Source organism: Mangrovihabitans endophyticus (assembly GCF_014646155.1).
Classification (GTDB): domain Bacteria; phylum Actinomycetota; class Actinomycetes; order Mycobacteriales; family Micromonosporaceae; genus Actinoplanes; species Actinoplanes endophyticus.
This window is the reverse complement of the sequence record NZ_BMMX01000002.1, coordinates 350,667-366,876: the sequence shown is the minus strand read 5'-3', so window position 1 is coordinate 366,876 and position 16,210 is coordinate 350,667. Positions and strand designations below refer to the sequence as shown.

The following is a 16,210-nucleotide window of genomic DNA, read 5'->3' as shown; positions in this document are numbered from 1 at the left end:
GTTCGAACGAGCCGGCCTGCTTCAGCGGGAACGACAGAACAGGAAAGACATGCCGAACCCCTCTGTAATCATCGATGCCTATCCGCTGACACGGCTCCAGGCCGGGATGCTGTACCACAGCTTGGAGGATCCGGACACACCTACGTATCACGACGTCTCCACCATCCGGCTGGCCGGGCACTTCGACGAGACGGCGTTGCGCACGATCCTGGCGCGCGTCGTGCAAGGCTCGGACATCTTGCGCAGCAGCGTTGACCTGGCGGGCTTCAGCGAGCCCATGCAACTGGTGCATGCCTCGGCGCCGACACCCCTCACGGTGGACGACCTGCGTGAGCTGCCCGAGACGCAGCAGCGGCGCCGGGTCGCGCAATGGGCCGCACGGGAGAAGGTCACCCCCTTCGACCTGACAAAACCGCCTCTGCTCAGGCTGAACGCCCATGTGTTCAGCGACACGGACTTTCAGATCGGCATCAGCTTCCACCACGCCATCCTGGACGGCTGGAGCCTGTCACTGGTCACCTCTCATCTGCTCGCCGGATACGACGCCTTGCTGGCCGGCCGTGACGCCCCGCCCAGCACACCGGTCACCCGATTCCGGGACTACGTGAGCCTGGAACGGGAAGCGCTCGCCAGTGCGCAGGCCCGCGACTACTGGGTCCACACGGTGGCCGACACCGAGTTCACCGGACTTTTCCGAGAGGGTGGACTCAGTCTCACCGCTCAACGTCAGGCACAGGTGCACGAAGTCCCGCTGCCGGACGGACTCGCAGTCAAACTGCGCTCGGTGGCGGCGCGCGCGAAGGTTCCCGTCAAGGCGGTCATGTTCGCCGCCCACGCCAGGGTTCTGGCATTGTTGTCGGGGCGCAGCCGGGTGGTCACCGGCCGGGTGAGCAACGGCCGCCCGGAGACCCCGGACGGAGACGAGACGGTCGGCCTTTTCCTCAACACCCTCCCGTTGGTGGCCGAGGTCGCCGAAGCGAGCTGGATCGAGTTGGCACAGCGGATTCACCACCAGGAGAGCGAGGCGCTGCCGTACCGCCGCTACCCGATGGCTCAGATGTTGCAGGACTCGCGGCGGCGCGAGTTCTTCGAAACGGTGGTGGATCACCGCAACTTCCGCAGCTACCACATGCAGCTAGACCAGATCACGATCGTTTCCGAAGACTTCTTCGAGCAGACCAGCTTTCCGTTCACCGCCAACTTCGGCACCGATCCGAGCACGGGCGACCTGCGGCTGCGCATCAACTTCGACCGGGCCGTCTTCACCGAACAGCGGATCGTCGAGATCGGTGGTTACTACGCGGCAGCGTTCACCGCGCTGACCGCCGCGCCGAACGCCTCGGCAATGGCCACCGACCTGCTCGGCGCCGAGCAGGTTCACCGGCTGGTGCGGCGCTGGAACGACACCGCGCTGGACCTTCCCGCCCGCACGCTGCCCGAACTTCTCTCCGAGCAGGTGGCCATCCGCGCCGAATCCATCGCCCTTCGCACCGACGAAGGGGAACTCACCTTCGGCGAGCTACACGCTCGGTCAAACCGCCTGGCCTGGCGTCTGCGTGACCTCGGCGTCGGGCCGGACATCCTGGTCGGCGTGCATCTCCACCGGTCCGCCGAGCTGATCATCGGCCTTCTCGCGGTGCTCAAGGCCGGGGGCGCCTACGTGCCACTGGACCCGGAATACCCGAAGGACCGCCTTCAGTACATGGTGGACGACGCCCGCGTCGCGGTGTTGCTGTCCGAGCCGGAGCTGACCGGAGCACTCGAACGCGGTGCCGTGCCGGTGCTCACCGTGGGCGTCGCCGACGACGGGTACCCGGACCACGAACCTCCGCTCGCCGTCACACCGGAACACCTCGCGTACGTCATCTACACCTCCGGCTCGACCGGGCGCCCTAAGGGCGTGCAGATCACGCACCGGGCACTGCTGAACCTGCTCCTGTCCGTCCAACGCGATCTGCGATTCACCCACCGAGACCGGATGCTGGCCGTGACCTCGCTGTCCTTCGACATCTCCGCACTCGAGGTCTATCTGCCCCTGATGACAGGTGCGGAACTCGTTCTCGCGCCCAACATCGCGGTCGACGGGCTCCGACTGCGCGAGTTCGTGGAGAACAGCAACGCGACCGTCATGCAGGCCACCCCGTCGAGCTGGCGCCTGCTCGTGGAAGCCGGACTGCGGCCAGACCCGGAGCTGCGGGTGATTACCGGGGGCGAAGCGCTGCCGGCCGACCTGGCATCGGAACTCACCAGCCGGTTCCCTGCGGTGTGGAACGCCTACGGCCCGACCGAAACCACCATCTGGTCCTGTCTCCAACTGCTGAACCCCGATGATCCGGTCACCTTGGGCCATCCGATCGCCAACACCCGGGTCTACGTCCTGGATGATGCATGCAACCCGGTCCCCGAAGGCGTGCCGGGAAACTTGTACATCGCGGGCGTCGGGCTGGCGCGCGGCTACCTCGGCCGCGCGGACCTGACAGCCGACCGGTTCCTGCCCGATCCGTACGGGCAAGAGGGCGACCGCATGTATCGCTGCGGCGACGTCGTGCGCCGGCTGCCTTCGGGTGCGCTGGACTTCCTCGGCCGCACCGACCATCAGGTCAAGATCCGTGGCTTCCGGATCGAGCTGGGTGAGATCGAGTCGGTTCTGGCCCGCCACCCGCGCGTGGGCGGCGTGACGGTGATTGCCCGGCAGGTCCGGGCAGGGGAGCAGCAACTGGTCGCCTACGTGACGCCGCAGGGTGCTGCGCCGGGCGCGGCGCAACTGCGCGGCGTTGTCGCCTCCGCACTGCCGGCGTACATGGTTCCCGCAGCCTTCGTGGTGCTCGATGCCTTCCCGCTGACTCCGAACGGCAAGATAGACCGCAACCGGCTTCCGGCGCCGGGGGAGGTCCGGTCCTCGACCGAGACGTTCGTCGAACCACGTACCGCGACCGAGCGCGCGATCGCCGAGATCTGGCGCGACGTCCTGGGCCTCGCTCGGATCAGTGCTACGGACAACTTCCTCGAACTCGGCGGCAACTCGCTGGCGGCGCTGCGCGTGATCATGCGACTCCGGGCGCTGGCCGAGCGAGACATCCCGTTCACCGCTCTGCCGGGTGGCACGCTGGCTGAGCTTGCCCGGATCATCGACGGCAAGCGAGAAACCGCGAGCAGCGTGGTGCTGTCGCTGCGGCCGACGGGCGGCAAACCGCCGCTGTTCTTCGTGCATTCGCTGGGCGGCAGCGTGTTCAGCTACGCAGAACTCTGCGAGGCTCTCGATCCGGACCGGCCGTTCCATGCGATCCAGGCGCCGGAATACGCAGGTCCGCAGGTCCCCAGGCCGCAGACCATCGAGGCGATCGCCGAGTTGTACCTGACCGACCTGCGTACCGTTCAGCCGCAGGGGCCGTACCATCTGGGCGGCTGGTGCATGGGCGGCATCGTCGCCCATGAGATGGCCCGGCAGCTCCAATCCGTCGGCGAGCCGGTCGGGTCGCTGGTCATCGTCAGCGCGAGCATCGACGAGCCGGTGCCACCGCGATACATCACCTCTGAAGCCGCAGCCATTGTCGGCGCGTTCGCCGACAAGCTGCCGATCACCGAGGCGGAGCTCGAAGCCCTCGATCCGGACGCGCGGCTTGACCGCGTCGTACGGCTCACCAGGGGCACCACGGATGAGCGCCCCGACGCGAACAGCGTCGAAGAATTGCGCCGGTTGGTCCGGCTGTATCAGCGGCATGCCCGCGCCCTGATCACCTACCGAGACACCCCGCGTGAGCCGTACCGGGGAGATGCGCTGTTGATCCGGGCGGAACGCGGACCGTTCACCGGAGGGGACTACGGGTGGAAACGACGTATCGCCGGCCGGCTGCTGATCGATGAGTCACCGGGGGAGCACCTCTCGATGATCCGCGATGCGAACGCATCAAAGCTGGCGTCCCGGATCGAGGCGGCTCTCGCGGGCCGGCCCGCAGGCGTCCCGGTCCCCTGAGGAGCGACCCGCCCGAACCAGGCACTGCGAAGGTCCATCGTCCAGCTCCTCCTCACCCTCAGGAAGCTGCATGTCATCCACTGCCGCACACCGAGTACCAGGTCAGACACCCCGGGCACGCCGCAGTCTGTGGACGAACACCAACTTCACCAAGCTGTGGATCGGCCAGACCTCGTCATTGTTCGGGGTCCAGATCGCAGAACTGGCCCTGCCACTGACCGCGGTGTTCGCGTTGCACGCCACGTCGCAACAGGTCGGACTGCTGTCCACCGCCATTCGGCTTCCCTATCTGCTGGTGGCGCTGTTCGTCGGCGTGCTCGTAGACCGATGGGGACGCCGACATCTCATGGTGGCCGCGGATCTGGGCCGGGCGCTGGTGCTCGGCATGATTCCCGTCCTGTACTGGCTGCACGCGTTGGGTATCAGCTGGCTGTACGTCGTCGGTTTCCTCGCCGGCTGCGGCACCGTACTGTTCGACGTTGCCGCGCAGGCGTACCTGCCGAGGCTGGTCGCACGGGAGGATCTCGGGCTCGGCAACTCGCGCCTCGGTGGCGCCCAATCGGCGGCCACCATCGGCGGTCCGGCGCTCGGCGGTGCGCTGATCCAGTGGCTGACCGCGCCGGTCGCGGTGTGCGCCGCATCGCTCTCCTACGTGCTCTCGGTGGTCAACGTCGGGTTGATCAGGCACCGGGAGACAATCGTCAAGCACTCCTCGGGCAGCGGTGTCGCCGGCACGCTCCGGCAGATGGGGAACGGGCTCAAGCTGGTGTTGCGCAACGAGCCGCTGCGCTCGATGAGCCTCATGGCCGCGGCCTTCAACCTTTCCTTCACCGCGTTCCAGGTGGTCTTCGTGCAGTACATGCCGCACGACCTGAAACTGACGGCGAGTGAGATCGGCCTGGTGATGGCCGCCCTGGGACCAGGATTCCTGGTCGGTGCAATGTTCGCCGGCAGGCTACCGAAACGGTTGGGGTACGGCCGAACTCTGCTGCTGACCGCCGGGGTGGCCAACGCCGTCATGCCGCTGATCGCCTTGCTGGGCGCGTGGGGGATCTACACGGTCGGCGCTCTCATGGTGATCAATTTTACGTTCGCCTCGTTCGGTGTAGCCAACACCGTGACGGTATTGACGGTCCGCCAGTCGATCACCCCGGATCGTCTCCAAGGCCGCGTGGCCGCGACCAACCGTTTTGTAGCAATGGGCGTCGCCCCTGTCGGCGCGCTCGCCGGTGGAATTCTCGGCTCCACCGTCGGCCTGCGCGGCACCGTCTGGATCACCACTGTGGGACTGTGTCTCGCGCTGATTCCACTCGGCACCTCGACCCTGGCACATATTCGACACGATCTGCCGGAACCGGTCGTCGAATGAACCGTTTGCCTTGCGCCCGGCCCGAGATCGCACCCTCCACGGAAAGGAACACCCCACCATGATCGAGCACCAGCCCGTACACACCGTCGTCGTCAACCACGAGGAACAGTACTCGGTCTGGCCCGCTCTCCTGCCCATCCCGCATGGGTGGCGGGAAACGGGGCACCGAGGCACGCGAAGTGAATGCCTTGAACACGTCCGGAGCGTCTGGACCGATCTGCGTCCACTCAGCATCCGCTGACGACATCGTGCACATTCCCCTCGGCTCACCCGACTCAGGAGTGAATCGCAGCCATGCCGGAAGACACCGATTCTCCTCAGTTCACCGCCGTCGCGGACGATACGTTGCCCAACCGTTTCGAGCGGGAGGTCGCTCGTCGTCCGGACACAGTCGCGGTCTCCGATGATCGACAGGAACTCACGTACCGTGAACTGAATGCTCGGGCGAACCGGTTGGCGCGGAGGCTGCTCGGCCAGGGCGCGGGCCCGGACGTTCTGGTGGGCATCCTCCTGCCTCGGGGCTGCACGGCGATCACGGCGATTCTGGCTGTGCTCAAGACAGGCGCCGCCTATGTGCCGCTGGATCCGAACTACCCACAAACGCGGCTGAGCCACATGATCGGGGATGCTCGACCGATCTGTGTGATTGCTCAGCAGGGATCGTGGAAGACGAATGACGTGCCCGTGGTCGTCGACCCGTCCGAGGAGCCCACAGCGTCCGCGGCCGATGTGGCGAACATACGCGACGGCGAGCGGATCGCCCCATTGAAACCGAACCATCTCGCGTACGTCATCTACACCTCTGGCTCGACAGGACAGCCGAAGGGCGTCATGATCGAGCATCGTTCCCTCCTGCATTATGTGGCGTGGGCGGCCGTTTCGTATCCTGGCGCGCGCACCTCTACTCTGCTGCACTCGTCCTTGAGCTTCGACCTCACTGTCACCGCGCTGTACTTGCCGTTGCTGCACGGTGGTCGGGTTCACATTGCCGACTTGGCCGATTACGCGGCCACGCGCATGGTCCTGGAGCGGATTCCCCTGGGCTTTCTCAAGGTGACACCCGGCCATCTCCACGTTCTGTCACTGCTACCCCCGCAGTTTCATCCCGCTGAACAACTTGTCGTCGGAGGAGAGCAGTTGACCGGGGGCATGTTGCGCAGGCTGCGCAGGCAGATGCCGCGGGTGACGGTGTTCAACGAGTACGGTCCCACCGAGGCGACCGTGGGATGCATGGAATACCGCGTCGGGCCCGGGCAAAGGCTTTCCGACGGGCCGGTCCCCATCGGTGTGGCTGCCCCCGGCGTACGGATTCATGTCCTGGACGATGCTCTCCAGGTGACGCCACCCGGAGAGGAAGGCGAGATCTTCATCGCCGGTGCGGGAGTGGCACGAGGCTATTGGAGCCGACCCGCCCCGACCGCCGAGCGCTTCCTTCCCGATCCCTTCGGCCCGGCCGGTTCGCGAATGTACAGGACCGGTGACCGGGCGCGTCGCGGCGTCGACGGGACGCTAGAGTTTCTCGGCCGCATGGATGATCAGATCAAGGTGAACGGATTCCGCATCGAACCGGGCGAGATCGAGTCGGTGCTGTCCGCCCATCCTGGGGTGGCTCAGGTTACGGTCGTCGCCATTTCCGGCAGACCCGGCATCTCCCGGCTGGTCGCCTACATAGTCGCGGACGACGAAAACGTGAAGCCGGCGCCGACGGCGTTGCGGGCGCGCGCGGCTTCCGCGCTGCCCGGATACATGGTTCCCGCTGCCTTTCTCCTCCTGGACGCGTTGCCGCTCACTCCCCACGGGAAGCTGGACCGAGCGGCGTTGCCGAGACCCGACTTCCGTAATCATCCGGAGATCTCCGGGGTGCCGCTGCCGAGCGGATGTGCACATGAGCCGTGCGCAGTCGCACAGCCGGACGACGACGGCTGAAACGCCCCACCAGGCGCCGGCGAGGAACGCGGTGGCTGCGCCCCGTGGGACACCGCGATGCCGATCGGCCGCTGGGCGGTGCGGTCGAGCTGTACACCCCAGTCGTTGCTGCAGATGCTCACCGTGTCCGGGCCGCAGCCCGCAGCTAGCGACTGGCCGGTAGCCGGCATCCGAGCCGGTGCCGGTCAGGTCATCGGACGGTGAGACGTCCGATCATGGAGTGGGCACCGAGGACGACGACGGTCCACTCGCTGGCCAGGGGATCGCGAACATCCAGATCGCCGCCGCGCACTCCGGGGGCGGGGCTCGGCGGCATGTCCACGCCCAGCGCCGCGACGAAGGGCAGTCGGCTGGCCAGGTCGGTGAAGCGCCGGGTGGTGGACGGTCGGAAGAACTGCGCGTGTTCGAACGCGGCGAACAGGACCGGCGGGACCGCGGCGTGCAGCGCCGTCGATTCCAGGGTGTGGGAGACCGGTACGAGCAGATGCTTGGGGGCGTGCAGGATGTGCCGTCCGGCGCCGATCAGTTGGTAGCTCGATGACGAATCGTCCGCCCGGTGCGAGGTGGCGGGCGGCGTTGCGGAAGCAGGCGACCTGCTCGGGCTGGGTGCGGAGGTTGCTGATGCTGTTCCAGACGATGTACACGAGCGAGAACTGTCCCGCGACGGTGGTCGTCGCCATGTCGCCGATCACCACGGGGATGTCCGTCCGCTTCCTGTTGAGCTGGTCGGCCATCGGTTGGGAGAGCTCGATGCCGGCCACCGGAACGCCGTGCTCGATCGGGGGTATGGCGACTCTTCCGGTACCGATGGCGAACTCCAGTGCGTGGCCGTCGTCTGCCAGCTCCGCCAGAAAGCGGACACCGAGCTGGATGTGACGCCGCATTGCGAGCGGGTCGTGGCTACTTTTGTGCGCCGTTGGGCCGGGTCGGCTGAGTCAACTACTGTTGTGGTCAGTGGCCAGGTTGATGTACGGGCTCGCCGTTGCGTTATTCGTTTCGGGGCGATCGGGTCAGATACTCGGTCAGGGCTTCCAGCACAGAGCCCCGGATGAGGGCGTTGTCGTCGCCCGCGTTGGCCATCACGACGATGCCCTGTTGCTGGACCGGGCGCAGCACTTCGAGCGCGTAGAACGTGCCGGCGCTGCCTGCTGAGGAGGATTCCTGCGCCACCGGTGGGGGATAGCCGATCCCGTGGTATATCGCTGGGACCGAACCGATCGCGGTGTGCTCACCGGCCAGGCTGTTCAGCTCTGCCCGGGCGAGCGTCGCGAGGTCGGCCACGGTCATGTGCATGTCACCTACCGACGCCAGCACCGGGCTCAGCGGCGTGGTCAGCTCCTGCTCTGCGACCTCGAACCCGTCACCGACCTCACGGTGGCCGATCGGCGCCTCTGTTCTGGCGTAAACCGGCCAGCCGAACCCGGCCGAATCCATGCCCAGCGGGGAGAGGATGGTTGAGCGGAGCAGATCCTCCCAAGGGTAGCCGGCGACCCGCTCGGCCATCGCCCCCAACACGGTATACGCGGCGTTGGAATACAAGCCCTCGCCGGGCGGCACCGCAGGAGGAACGGCAAGCACATGAGCGGCGAACCGCGCCCGCTGCTCGGTCGGCGTGCCGCTCCATCCGGCGAACGGCTCCCAAACCGCCATCGATTCCGAGTATCCCGCCATGCCCGATCGGTGCGACAGCAAAGAGGCGACCGTGGCCACGCGCATCTGCGGGTGCATGGCCGACGCGCCGGGAAGAACCTCTCCGGCGGTCGTCGTCCACGCCAGCAGCCCTCGCTCCACCAGGATTAAGATCACGTGTCCGGTCATCACCTTGACGATCGACCCGATGTGGAACGGGTCGGATGTGGTGACCGGTGTCGAATCGCCCAACCGCCGGACACCGGTAGCACCGACGGCCCATAACCGCTGCCGATCGGTGACACCCGCAACCAACCCAGGCCGCCCATATTTTCGATTAATGTCGGCCAGGACTGGACTGAGATCCACCAGCGTCATCAAACCTCCCGCGGACCCACCATCACCTGCTCTCCACAGCCGACACAAGCGAATTACGTGATCCGACCCGGTTCAACCACCGGTACGCACTCCATAGACCCGACAACCCACAGCATCACCACGAACCGATGACTCTGTTCGGACAGACAGACCACACCCACCTCCCACGCCACACAGAGAAACTGTCCTCGATCGAGTGGGCCGCCCGCACGCTGAACATGGTGATCGACATCGTCCGCAAACCCAAATGGCAGCGCGGCTTTCAGGTCCATCCCAAACGCTGGGTCGTTGAACGCACCCTGGCCTGGCTCACCGCTCACCGCCGCCTGGCCCGCGACTACGAGCGAGACCCGTCAGTCTCCGAAGAGATGATCCGCTGGGCCGCCATCAACCAGACGCTGCGCAGGCTCACCCGAGGCGGACCAACCCGCCGCCAGCAACGACGACAAGCCCGAACCACAACCCTCTAGAACACTCACTGACGGAGGCCGTAAGGGTGAACGCGCCTACCGGCGGATGCCCCGGTGGACGAGGTCCTTGCCGTGCACCAGCGCGAGGGTGGTGTCACCGGGCTCGCCAAGCACTACGGTGCGCCCCGCCACACCGCGCAGGGCTGGATGGGCCGGGCGCGGAAGATGGCGACCCAGGCAGACGGAAGCTCGGCATGAGCACGTTCACCATCACCGTGACGTCGGACAGCGAGGACGGACCTCAAGCCACGGTGGTAGCGGAGGGTGGTCCGGACGGGCTGCGGGTGCATGCCGTGACCGTACGGTTGGGTGCCGACGCCGCCGGATTTCCCGGCGAGATCGCCCGGCTCGACTTCCGATCCGTCTGGGCGATGGTGGCCGAGCTGCCCCTGGGCAGGCGCCTCGGCGCCCTGCCTCCTTCCGGTGAGGAGGAGGCACAGGAGGAGAAAGCGACATCGCCGTCCCCAGGCACTCCGCAGGCCAAGGGTGTTCCTGACGATCTCGCCGTCGTGTACTGGCGGGTGGGCAGTGTTGCCAAGGTCGCCACCCACTACGACGTCCCCCGGCACATCGCCGCCGGTTGGGTACGCCGGCTTCGCGACACGGGCAAAGCGCCGGATCCCTGTAACGAAAGGTTTCCGACACGGGACGCTCCGCCGGGGTGACCTAGATTTCGTCCGCCCTGCCGGAGCCCGCGTTCCACCCTCGCGCCGTTCGTGACCGTCCCGCCCGGTGTGCCTGGGAGGTCAGTCCTCTGTCCAGCCGTGCAGCTCCGCGATTCTCAGCACGCACTCGCGCGCCCCCACGATCTGCGTCGCGGTCAGCGTCGGGATGGACGTCACCAGCGCCTCAGTGATCTCAGCCCTCAGTTCGGCGCTGGGCAGGATGTCGCAAAGTTCGTCGTCCTCCGAGCGGCCTTCCGCAGTCGCCGTAGCCGGCTTCACGGTGCGGCCAGTCGGCCCGACGGGGCCCTGCTCGATGATCTGAACCTGAGTGGCCTTTAGCCCTCGGTCTCCTTCCGCTGCGACGAACTGCACGCGCGTCCCGGGAGTGAGCAGTCGCTTGTCGAACGTCAAATCGTTCACGTGCAGGAATACGTCATCGGCCCCGGTGTCGGGAGTCACGAAGCCGTAGCCGCGAACCTCGTCGAAACGGATTACCTTGCCCGTCGTCATGAACTTCGCCACCACTTTCCTCAACCTCAGCAACAGACTGCGGCGCACCAATGCAACAACCACGACACCGGCGAGAGACCCTTTGATCGCTGCCGGCGGCAATAGCATACGGCCCGCGCCCTGACGGCAGGGCGCTGCTTCGCTCCAGACGTACGAGCGATGTCAGACCTGAACGACTGCGGCCGTCCGGGACGGGCTTGATCGGGGCTCCCGTCGTCCCTCCTCGACCTCATTGATCTTGCACGGCAGGCTGCCGAAGAGGTGGCGATGCGAGTCGGGGGACGCGGTCTAGAGTGAACGGCGCAGGGAGTCGTCGCGCCTGCGCTTGGCGGTCCTGAGGTGTTGCAGGTGACTGAATTGCTCGACCTCGCTGCGAGCCCGACAGAGTGTTCTCGCAGTTCAGAAGGCTGGTCTAGAGGGGAGTGTCAAGAGAAAACCGAGTGAAAGCCGGAGCGGCTGCTGATAGCCCCCCGGTAAGGGGCCTGTGGTGGCCGGCATGTTCCCCGGGCCGCGCGGCCGGTATCTGGTGGCGGGCGGCCCGCGACACCGGCTTGAGTACGTGCGTTCGGCTACTTGAACGTCGGCCAGACACCGAGAGAATCATCAGCCGACCACCAGATGACCACGCCGATCCCGAGGCTGTCCGGGCGGTCAGAAGACCGCGAGCGGGTTCACCGGCAGACCGGTGGTCCCGGCGATGCGGGGGGCCGCGATCACGAACTGGAACGTCCAGCGGCCCAGGCGCCTGCACATCGCCGCCAGCGCCTCCGGTTCAGTGGCGTCAACGAGCGGTATGGCGAGCCGGCCCAATGCGAGGAAGTGCAGGGCGCCAGGCATTTCGCCCGGCAGCGGCGGGCGGGCGTCGCCGATGTCACCCGCGTACACGGCGACTCCGTGATCGTGTATCCAGTGAATCGCGTCAACCGTCAGTCCCGGCTCGGGTTCGTCACTGCCGTAGACCCGGTCCCAGCCGCCTCGGACCACGATCGCGTCGCCCGGCAGAGTCTCGACACCGGCGCGATCCGCCGCTGCGTCCAGGTCTGCGCCGGTCACGGGGTGGGCCGGGGCCAACCGGCCGTCGGGGGCCAGGTCGAGCAGGACGCCGCGGGTGAGGATGCCATCGCCGTAGACCTCCGCCGCACCGTGCCGGACACCGGCAGGTCCGGAGCTGTCAGCAGCGTCGACGCCCGGATACACCTTCCCGCCCGCAACCCAATGGCCCATCGCGTCCAGGTGGGTGACTTCCGCATGATGCGTGGTGACGACCAGCACCTCGGCCATGGCGGGTGCCGCGTGACCAGTGAAGAGCATCATGGTCTGCACCGCGGTGTTCGTCGTCGAGGTCTTTCCCAGCGGACCGCCGGTCAGCGGGAACGGCGTGGTCACCCGGGCGAGTGACACCGTCACGCCGGTGCGAGCCTCGGCGGCGCCCCGTGCCCGGGCCTCGTCGGTGATGAGGTTGACGGCACCGAGCTCATCGTTGTCGCCCCACCGTCCCCAGTTGCTGGGGAACTCGTGAGGTTTCGTGCTGTTCATGTGACCCCTTCGGATGGATGACGCCACGAGCATCGCGCGGCGGACCTGAAGCCGGCTGCCCATCCGGCTGCCCATCCGATGCCCATTGATGCCCGGTTCCCGTTCGGAACGCAGTGGGTTGACGACCGCAGCAGTCGTGAGTGTCCGCACGGCCGATCTAGAATCGGCTCTATGGCATCGCTCGGTGAGGTAATCGACGAGTTGCGGCGCCAGTCTCTCGCCGACCGGAACGCGGAAGTCGCGTTGTTCCAGGACGCGCTGAACACCCCGGGCATGATCTTCGTACACGGTCCCGGTGGAGTGGGTAAGAGCACCTTGCTCAGCACGTTCGCGCACCTGGCGGCACAGCAGGGGCGTACGACGATTCAGGTTGACGCCCGGCATCTGGCATTCGGATCGGCGACCCTGCCCATGCTGGACGACAGTCGGCTGGTCCTGCTCATCGATACCTACGAGCTGCTCGAACCGATTGACGACTGGGTGCGCGAGAAGTACCTGCCGACGCTGCCCGGAGACTGCCTCGTGGTCATCGCCGGCAGACAGGCCCCGGGGCCGCGGTGGCTCACCGACCCGGCATGGCGTGAACTGATGCGAGTCATCACTTTGGGTAATCTGACCGATCGGGATGCGCGGGCATGGCTGACGGGTCGGGGTGTTTCCGGTTGGACGCAGGATCGCTTGCTGGCCATCAGCCGTGGCCACCCGCTGACACTGGCGATGCTGCTCGACGTGGTGCGCCGGGGCGCCGTGCCGCGTACGTTCGGTGACCTGCCCGATGTGATGCGCATGCTGATCGCCCAGATGATCGGCGAGGCACCTAGCCCGCGGCATCGGACAGCGCTGGAAGTGTTCGCGCACGCACCGACTACCACCGAGGATCTCCTGCGGTCGATGGTCGGCGGTGACGTGGGCGAGTTGTTCTCCTGGCTGCGCCGCCTGCCATTCGTGGAGGAGAGCCCGCACGGATTGTTCCCGCACGACGTCGTCCGCGACCTCATTGACGCGGATCTGCGCTGGCGAGACCCGGCTCGGTATTGCGACATGCATCGCCGGAAACTCGCCGCGTTTCATCAGCAAGTGCTCGCACTGACCGACGAACGGCAGCGGCTTCAGCTCTTCGCACGTACGGTCGTGCTCAACGGTGCCCGCTCCGGGCTCGAAGCGTTGAGTGCGTTGGCACCGCCGATGCAGACGTACGCCGACGGACTGCAGGACGGCGACCGGGCGTCCATCGTCGCCATGACAGCCGAATGGCAGGGGGCAGAGCAGGCCGAGCTGGCGGCGTACTGGATGGCCTGCCGTCCTGAAGCTTTCCGGGTCTTCCGCTCGGCCTCCGGTGACCTGTGCGGGTATACCGCCTGCCTCGACCTGACCGAGGCCGATCTCGGCGTGGACCCGGGCGCGGACGCGATGTGGCTGTACGCGTCGAAACGCGGCACGCTTCGTGCCGACGAGCGGGTTCGTGCCTGGCGTTTCTTCCTCGATCGCGAGCGTGGCCAGCACCCGTCACCGTCTCTGACCCTGTTCGTGGCCTGCCAAATGCTGGACATCCTGCAGTTGCGTGACGACACGGCCTGGAGCCTGGTCGCCGCCTTCGAGAACGCCGAGCTCTGGACGCCCACCATGGAGTTCCTCGACTTCTGGGTAGCCACCGATGCCGACTTCACTGTCGGCACGACGGTGTTCCCGGTATTCGCCCATGACTGGCGGCGGGTCGGCATCCCGGACTGGGTCGAGGTTCTCCATGCCCGCCAACTGGGTGCACCGGCACGTCCGGCCGCGGACAGCGCCGGCGAGACAGTTCTGTCGCGATCCGAGTTCACCGATGGCCTACGGGATGCGCTTCGTCATCTGCACGACCCGGAACAATTGCGAGACAACCCCTTGTTGCGCACGCGAATGATCCGGCGGAACGCGCGCGACGGCCGAACGCCCGCCGAAACGCTCCGAGAACTGATCGAGGCGGGCGTCGGCTCGCTGGAACCCGACGCGAGCGAGCTGATGAGCCGGACGTTCCTCCGGCCGACCACCACCCAGGAACGCATAGCGGTTCAACTGCACCTGTCGTTCAACACGTACCGGCGACACCGGGACAAGGCGATCGCCGAACTCGACGCGTCACTGTGGAAGAACGAGATCGGCAATCAGAGCTCACGTTCGTAGAACCGCCAGTACGGCTGAAGGTCTGCGGGGAATCTCGCTGCCTTCGTAAGGCTCTCGTTCCTGGAAGCCCTATAGCTCGTAGAGGCGTTGGGCGTCGAGCATGAACCGGCAGATGTCCAACCGGACCACGCTCGCGGAGAGACCGTCGGGCGCCGCGGCGAGAAGAAAGTCGAGTCGAGTATCGCCGAGCCGTGTCGATTGCCTTGAAACTCCGGCCGGTGCGGGTGGCGGAGTTCGTTGGATCGCGGATGAGAGTTTCAGGCTGGAAAGGGCCAGGTCGGCCTGGACCAGCACCAGGTCCGCCGGTGGACATCCTGGCACCGGTTTGCCACCCTTGCCCTGGCCGCTCTCGCGGTCCTCGCGATCTGCGCCGCCAATGCCCGATCGGCAGACCGGCCCGACATGATCGACCTGACCGTCAACGAGATCCGCCGCCTGATCAACGTCCTGCTGATCCGGCCAACGCGCAGCATCGCCTACCGTTTGCGCTGGTCACGCTGGCGACGCCGGCATCAGGCACGAGCTAGACGAGCCCACTACTCCCGCCGCCTCAACCTCGAACTCCAGCCATGATCACGAATGGCGGCTGCCGTACTAGGCGGGACTATTTGGCAGCGACAGCGTCCAGTCAGCTAGGTAGGGCGACGCTTTAGGTGGACGTTTGTATCGCTGGGCCGTACATTAGCGGTATGGAAGCGCGAAGGTTCGCGACACTGGCGGCGATAGCGGAGCAGCAGACTGGGCTGGTCAGCACGGCTCAGGCTGCCGTACGAGGGATCAGCCGTGCCGCTCTAGGCCGTCTCGCGCAAGCTGAGGTGATCCTTCCGCTGCGTCGCGGTATCTACCTCGTGAGGGGTAACACGCCGGACCTGCTGGATCTCAGGGCTGCATGGCTGGCGACCAACCCTGACCGAGACCCCGACGCTGACCTTGCCAGTGGCCCCGTCCTTTCCCATGCGGCGGCCGCTCAGGTGTGGCAAGCCGGTGATCTGTCCGCATGGCCGGCGGACATCACTGTCCCGTACCGTCGCTGGAGTAGGCAGCAGGATGTTCGGTATCGAGTTCGTGCCCTCGACAATGCCGAAGTGACCGTGGTCAACGGGCTACCAGTCACTTCTCCCGGGCGAACCGTTGCTGACCTGCTGGACGATCGCATGGGAGGCCATAATCCTGCTCACGTAGGCAAGGTCGCCGCGGATCTCCTGGCCGGCCGCCGCGAAACCCGGGCTGGACTTGCGCGCCATCTGAGGGGCAAGGGCGGCCGGCTCGGTCTGCGTGGCGCCGTGTCCGGAACGACGGTGCTGAACGCGCTGCTTCAGGCCGCCGGCTACACGGAACGCGTTGAGCAGGATCTGAAGGCACCCGCCGCGTGACCCTGAATCGCGGCGACCGTGCCGCGACAGCGTACGTGTCCGCGGTGACACGGGTACCACAGGCCCGTATTCGATCGGTTTTTGCGAAGCTGTCGAAGTCCGGCGCGGCAGGTGACGGTCCTGTGGTGCTCGCCGACTTTATTACCGGCCAACGAGCCAGCGTGACTGACCAGTACGGGACTGACGGCGAGCGCCTGGTGATGGCTCTCAGCAGCGCA

General features: G+C 66.5%; 12 protein-coding genes and 3 pseudogenes. 10 read left to right on the top strand and 5 right to left on the bottom strand.

The window, feature by feature from the left end; genetic code table 11:
* The first annotated feature begins 49 nt into the window (after positions 1-49).
* From IEY73_RS06145 to IEY73_RS06130, 4 genes are read left to right on the top strand one after another with little or no spacing between them, the layout of a single operon-like run.
* Complete coding sequence (locus IEY73_RS06145; RefSeq protein WP_189078084.1) at positions 50-3,973, top strand: non-ribosomal peptide synthetase; 3,924 nt, start codon at positions 50-52, stop codon at positions 3,971-3,973.
* Entirely contained in the window at positions 3,897-5,342 is a 1,446-nt protein-coding gene (locus IEY73_RS06140; RefSeq protein WP_306661469.1) for an MFS transporter, read from the top strand. The genes IEY73_RS06145 and IEY73_RS06140 overlap by 77 nt, the downstream gene beginning before the upstream one ends.
* 58 nt (positions 5,343-5,400) lie before the next feature.
* On the top strand, positions 5,401-5,583 hold the full coding sequence (locus tag IEY73_RS06135) for an MbtH family protein (protein ID WP_189078082.1): 183 nt from the start codon (positions 5,401-5,403) through the stop codon (positions 5,581-5,583).
* A 53-nt stretch (positions 5,584-5,636) separates the two neighbouring features.
* Entirely contained in the window at positions 5,637-7,268 is a 1,632-nt protein-coding gene (locus IEY73_RS06130; RefSeq protein ID WP_189078081.1) for a non-ribosomal peptide synthetase, read from the top strand.
* A gap of 190 nt (positions 7,269-7,458) precedes the next feature.
* Here IEY73_RS06130 and IEY73_RS34345 read toward each other — a convergent pair whose 3' ends face one another.
* The 3 genes and pseudogenes from IEY73_RS34345 to IEY73_RS06115 form a co-directional block, all read right to left on the bottom strand.
* Entirely contained in the window at positions 7,459-7,728 is a 270-nt protein-coding gene (locus IEY73_RS34345) for a DICT sensory domain-containing protein (protein WP_373292747.1), read from the bottom strand.
* 136 nt (positions 7,729-7,864) lie between these two features.
* Positions 7,865-8,152 (bottom strand): annotated as a pseudogene (locus IEY73_RS06120) (class I SAM-dependent methyltransferase); the annotation flags it as partial.
* Positions 8,153-8,255: 103 nt separating this feature from the next.
* The gene (locus IEY73_RS06115) at positions 8,256-9,275 is read right to left on the bottom strand and encodes a serine hydrolase domain-containing protein (RefSeq protein ID WP_189078049.1); all 1,020 of its coding nucleotides are present in this window, start codon (positions 9,273-9,275) and stop codon (positions 8,256-8,258) included.
* Between the two features lie 224 nt (positions 9,276-9,499).
* Here IEY73_RS06115 and IEY73_RS34340 point away from each other — a divergent pair.
* The 3 genes and pseudogenes from IEY73_RS34340 to IEY73_RS06100 all read left to right on the top strand — a co-directional run.
* Positions 9,500-9,610, top strand: a pseudogene (locus tag IEY73_RS34340) (IS5-like element ISFal3A family transposase); the annotation flags it as partial.
* 189 nt (positions 9,611-9,799) lie between these two features.
* The gene (locus IEY73_RS06105) at positions 9,800-9,943 is read left to right on the top strand and encodes a hypothetical protein (RefSeq protein ID WP_189078080.1); all 144 of its coding nucleotides are present in this window, start codon (positions 9,800-9,802) and stop codon (positions 9,941-9,943) included.
* Positions 9,940-10,410, top strand: coding sequence for a hypothetical protein (locus tag IEY73_RS06100; protein ID WP_189078079.1), 471 nt, complete (start codon positions 9,940-9,942; stop codon positions 10,408-10,410). Before IEY73_RS06105 ends, IEY73_RS06100 begins: the two co-directional genes overlap by 4 nt.
* A gap of 81 nt (positions 10,411-10,491) precedes the next feature.
* Here the strand turns inward: IEY73_RS06100 and IEY73_RS06095 are convergent, their stop codons facing one another.
* Together IEY73_RS06095 and IEY73_RS06090 are read right to left on the bottom strand one after the other, a co-directional pair.
* On the bottom strand, positions 10,492-10,932 hold the full coding sequence (locus IEY73_RS06095; RefSeq protein ID WP_229715588.1) for a cold-shock protein: 441 nt from the start codon (positions 10,930-10,932) through the stop codon (positions 10,492-10,494).
* A gap of 639 nt (positions 10,933-11,571) precedes the next feature.
* Positions 11,572-12,456, bottom strand: coding sequence for a cyclase family protein (locus IEY73_RS06090; RefSeq protein WP_189078078.1), 885 nt, complete (start codon positions 12,454-12,456; stop codon positions 11,572-11,574).
* Between the two features lie 78 nt (positions 12,457-12,534).
* On the opposite strand from IEY73_RS06090, the gene IEY73_RS06085 reads away from it, so the two are divergent.
* The 3 genes and pseudogenes from IEY73_RS06085 (at position 12,535) to IEY73_RS06075 (ending at position 15,992) form a co-directional block, all read left to right on the top strand.
* The gene (locus IEY73_RS06085) at positions 12,535-14,619 is read left to right on the top strand and encodes an ATP-binding protein (protein ID WP_189078077.1); all 2,085 of its coding nucleotides are present in this window, start codon (positions 12,535-12,537) and stop codon (positions 14,617-14,619) included.
* 220 nt (positions 14,620-14,839) lie between these two features.
* Positions 14,840-15,192, top strand: a pseudogene (locus IEY73_RS34500) (IS701 family transposase); the annotation flags it as partial.
* 116 nt (positions 15,193-15,308) lie between these two features.
* A complete protein-coding gene (locus IEY73_RS06075; RefSeq protein WP_189078075.1) occupies positions 15,309-15,992 on the top strand; it encodes a type IV toxin-antitoxin system AbiEi family antitoxin domain-containing protein in 684 nt (227 codons plus the stop codon).
* Positions 15,993-16,210: the final 218 nt, after the last annotated feature.

Bases quoted from the DNA above. Each gene is read 5' to 3' on its own strand.
- IEY73_RS06115 (WP_189078049.1), bottom strand. From the start codon at position 9,275: ATGACGCTGGTGGATCTCAGTCCAGTCCTGGCCGACATTAATCGAAAA.
- IEY73_RS06145 (WP_189078084.1), top strand. From the start codon at position 50: ATGCCGAACCCCTCTGTAATCATCGATGCCTATCCGCTGACACGGCTC.
- IEY73_RS06100 (WP_189078079.1), top strand. From the start codon at position 9,940: ATGAGCACGTTCACCATCACCGTGACGTCGGACAGCGAGGACGGACCT.
- IEY73_RS06090 (WP_189078078.1), bottom strand. From the start codon at position 12,456: ATGAACAGCACGAAACCTCACGAGTTCCCCAGCAACTGGGGACGGTGG.
- IEY73_RS06085 (WP_189078077.1), top strand. From the start codon at position 12,535: ATGCCCATTGATGCCCGGTTCCCGTTCGGAACGCAGTGGGTTGACGAC.
- IEY73_RS06140 (WP_306661469.1), top strand. From the start codon at position 3,897: ATGCGAACGCATCAAAGCTGGCGTCCCGGATCGAGGCGGCTCTCGCGG.
- IEY73_RS06075 (WP_189078075.1), top strand. From the start codon at position 15,309: ATGGAAGCGCGAAGGTTCGCGACACTGGCGGCGATAGCGGAGCAGCAG.
- IEY73_RS06130 (WP_189078081.1), top strand. From the start codon at position 5,637: ATGCCGGAAGACACCGATTCTCCTCAGTTCACCGCCGTCGCGGACGAT.
- IEY73_RS06135 (WP_189078082.1), top strand. From the start codon at position 5,401: ATGATCGAGCACCAGCCCGTACACACCGTCGTCGTCAACCACGAGGAA.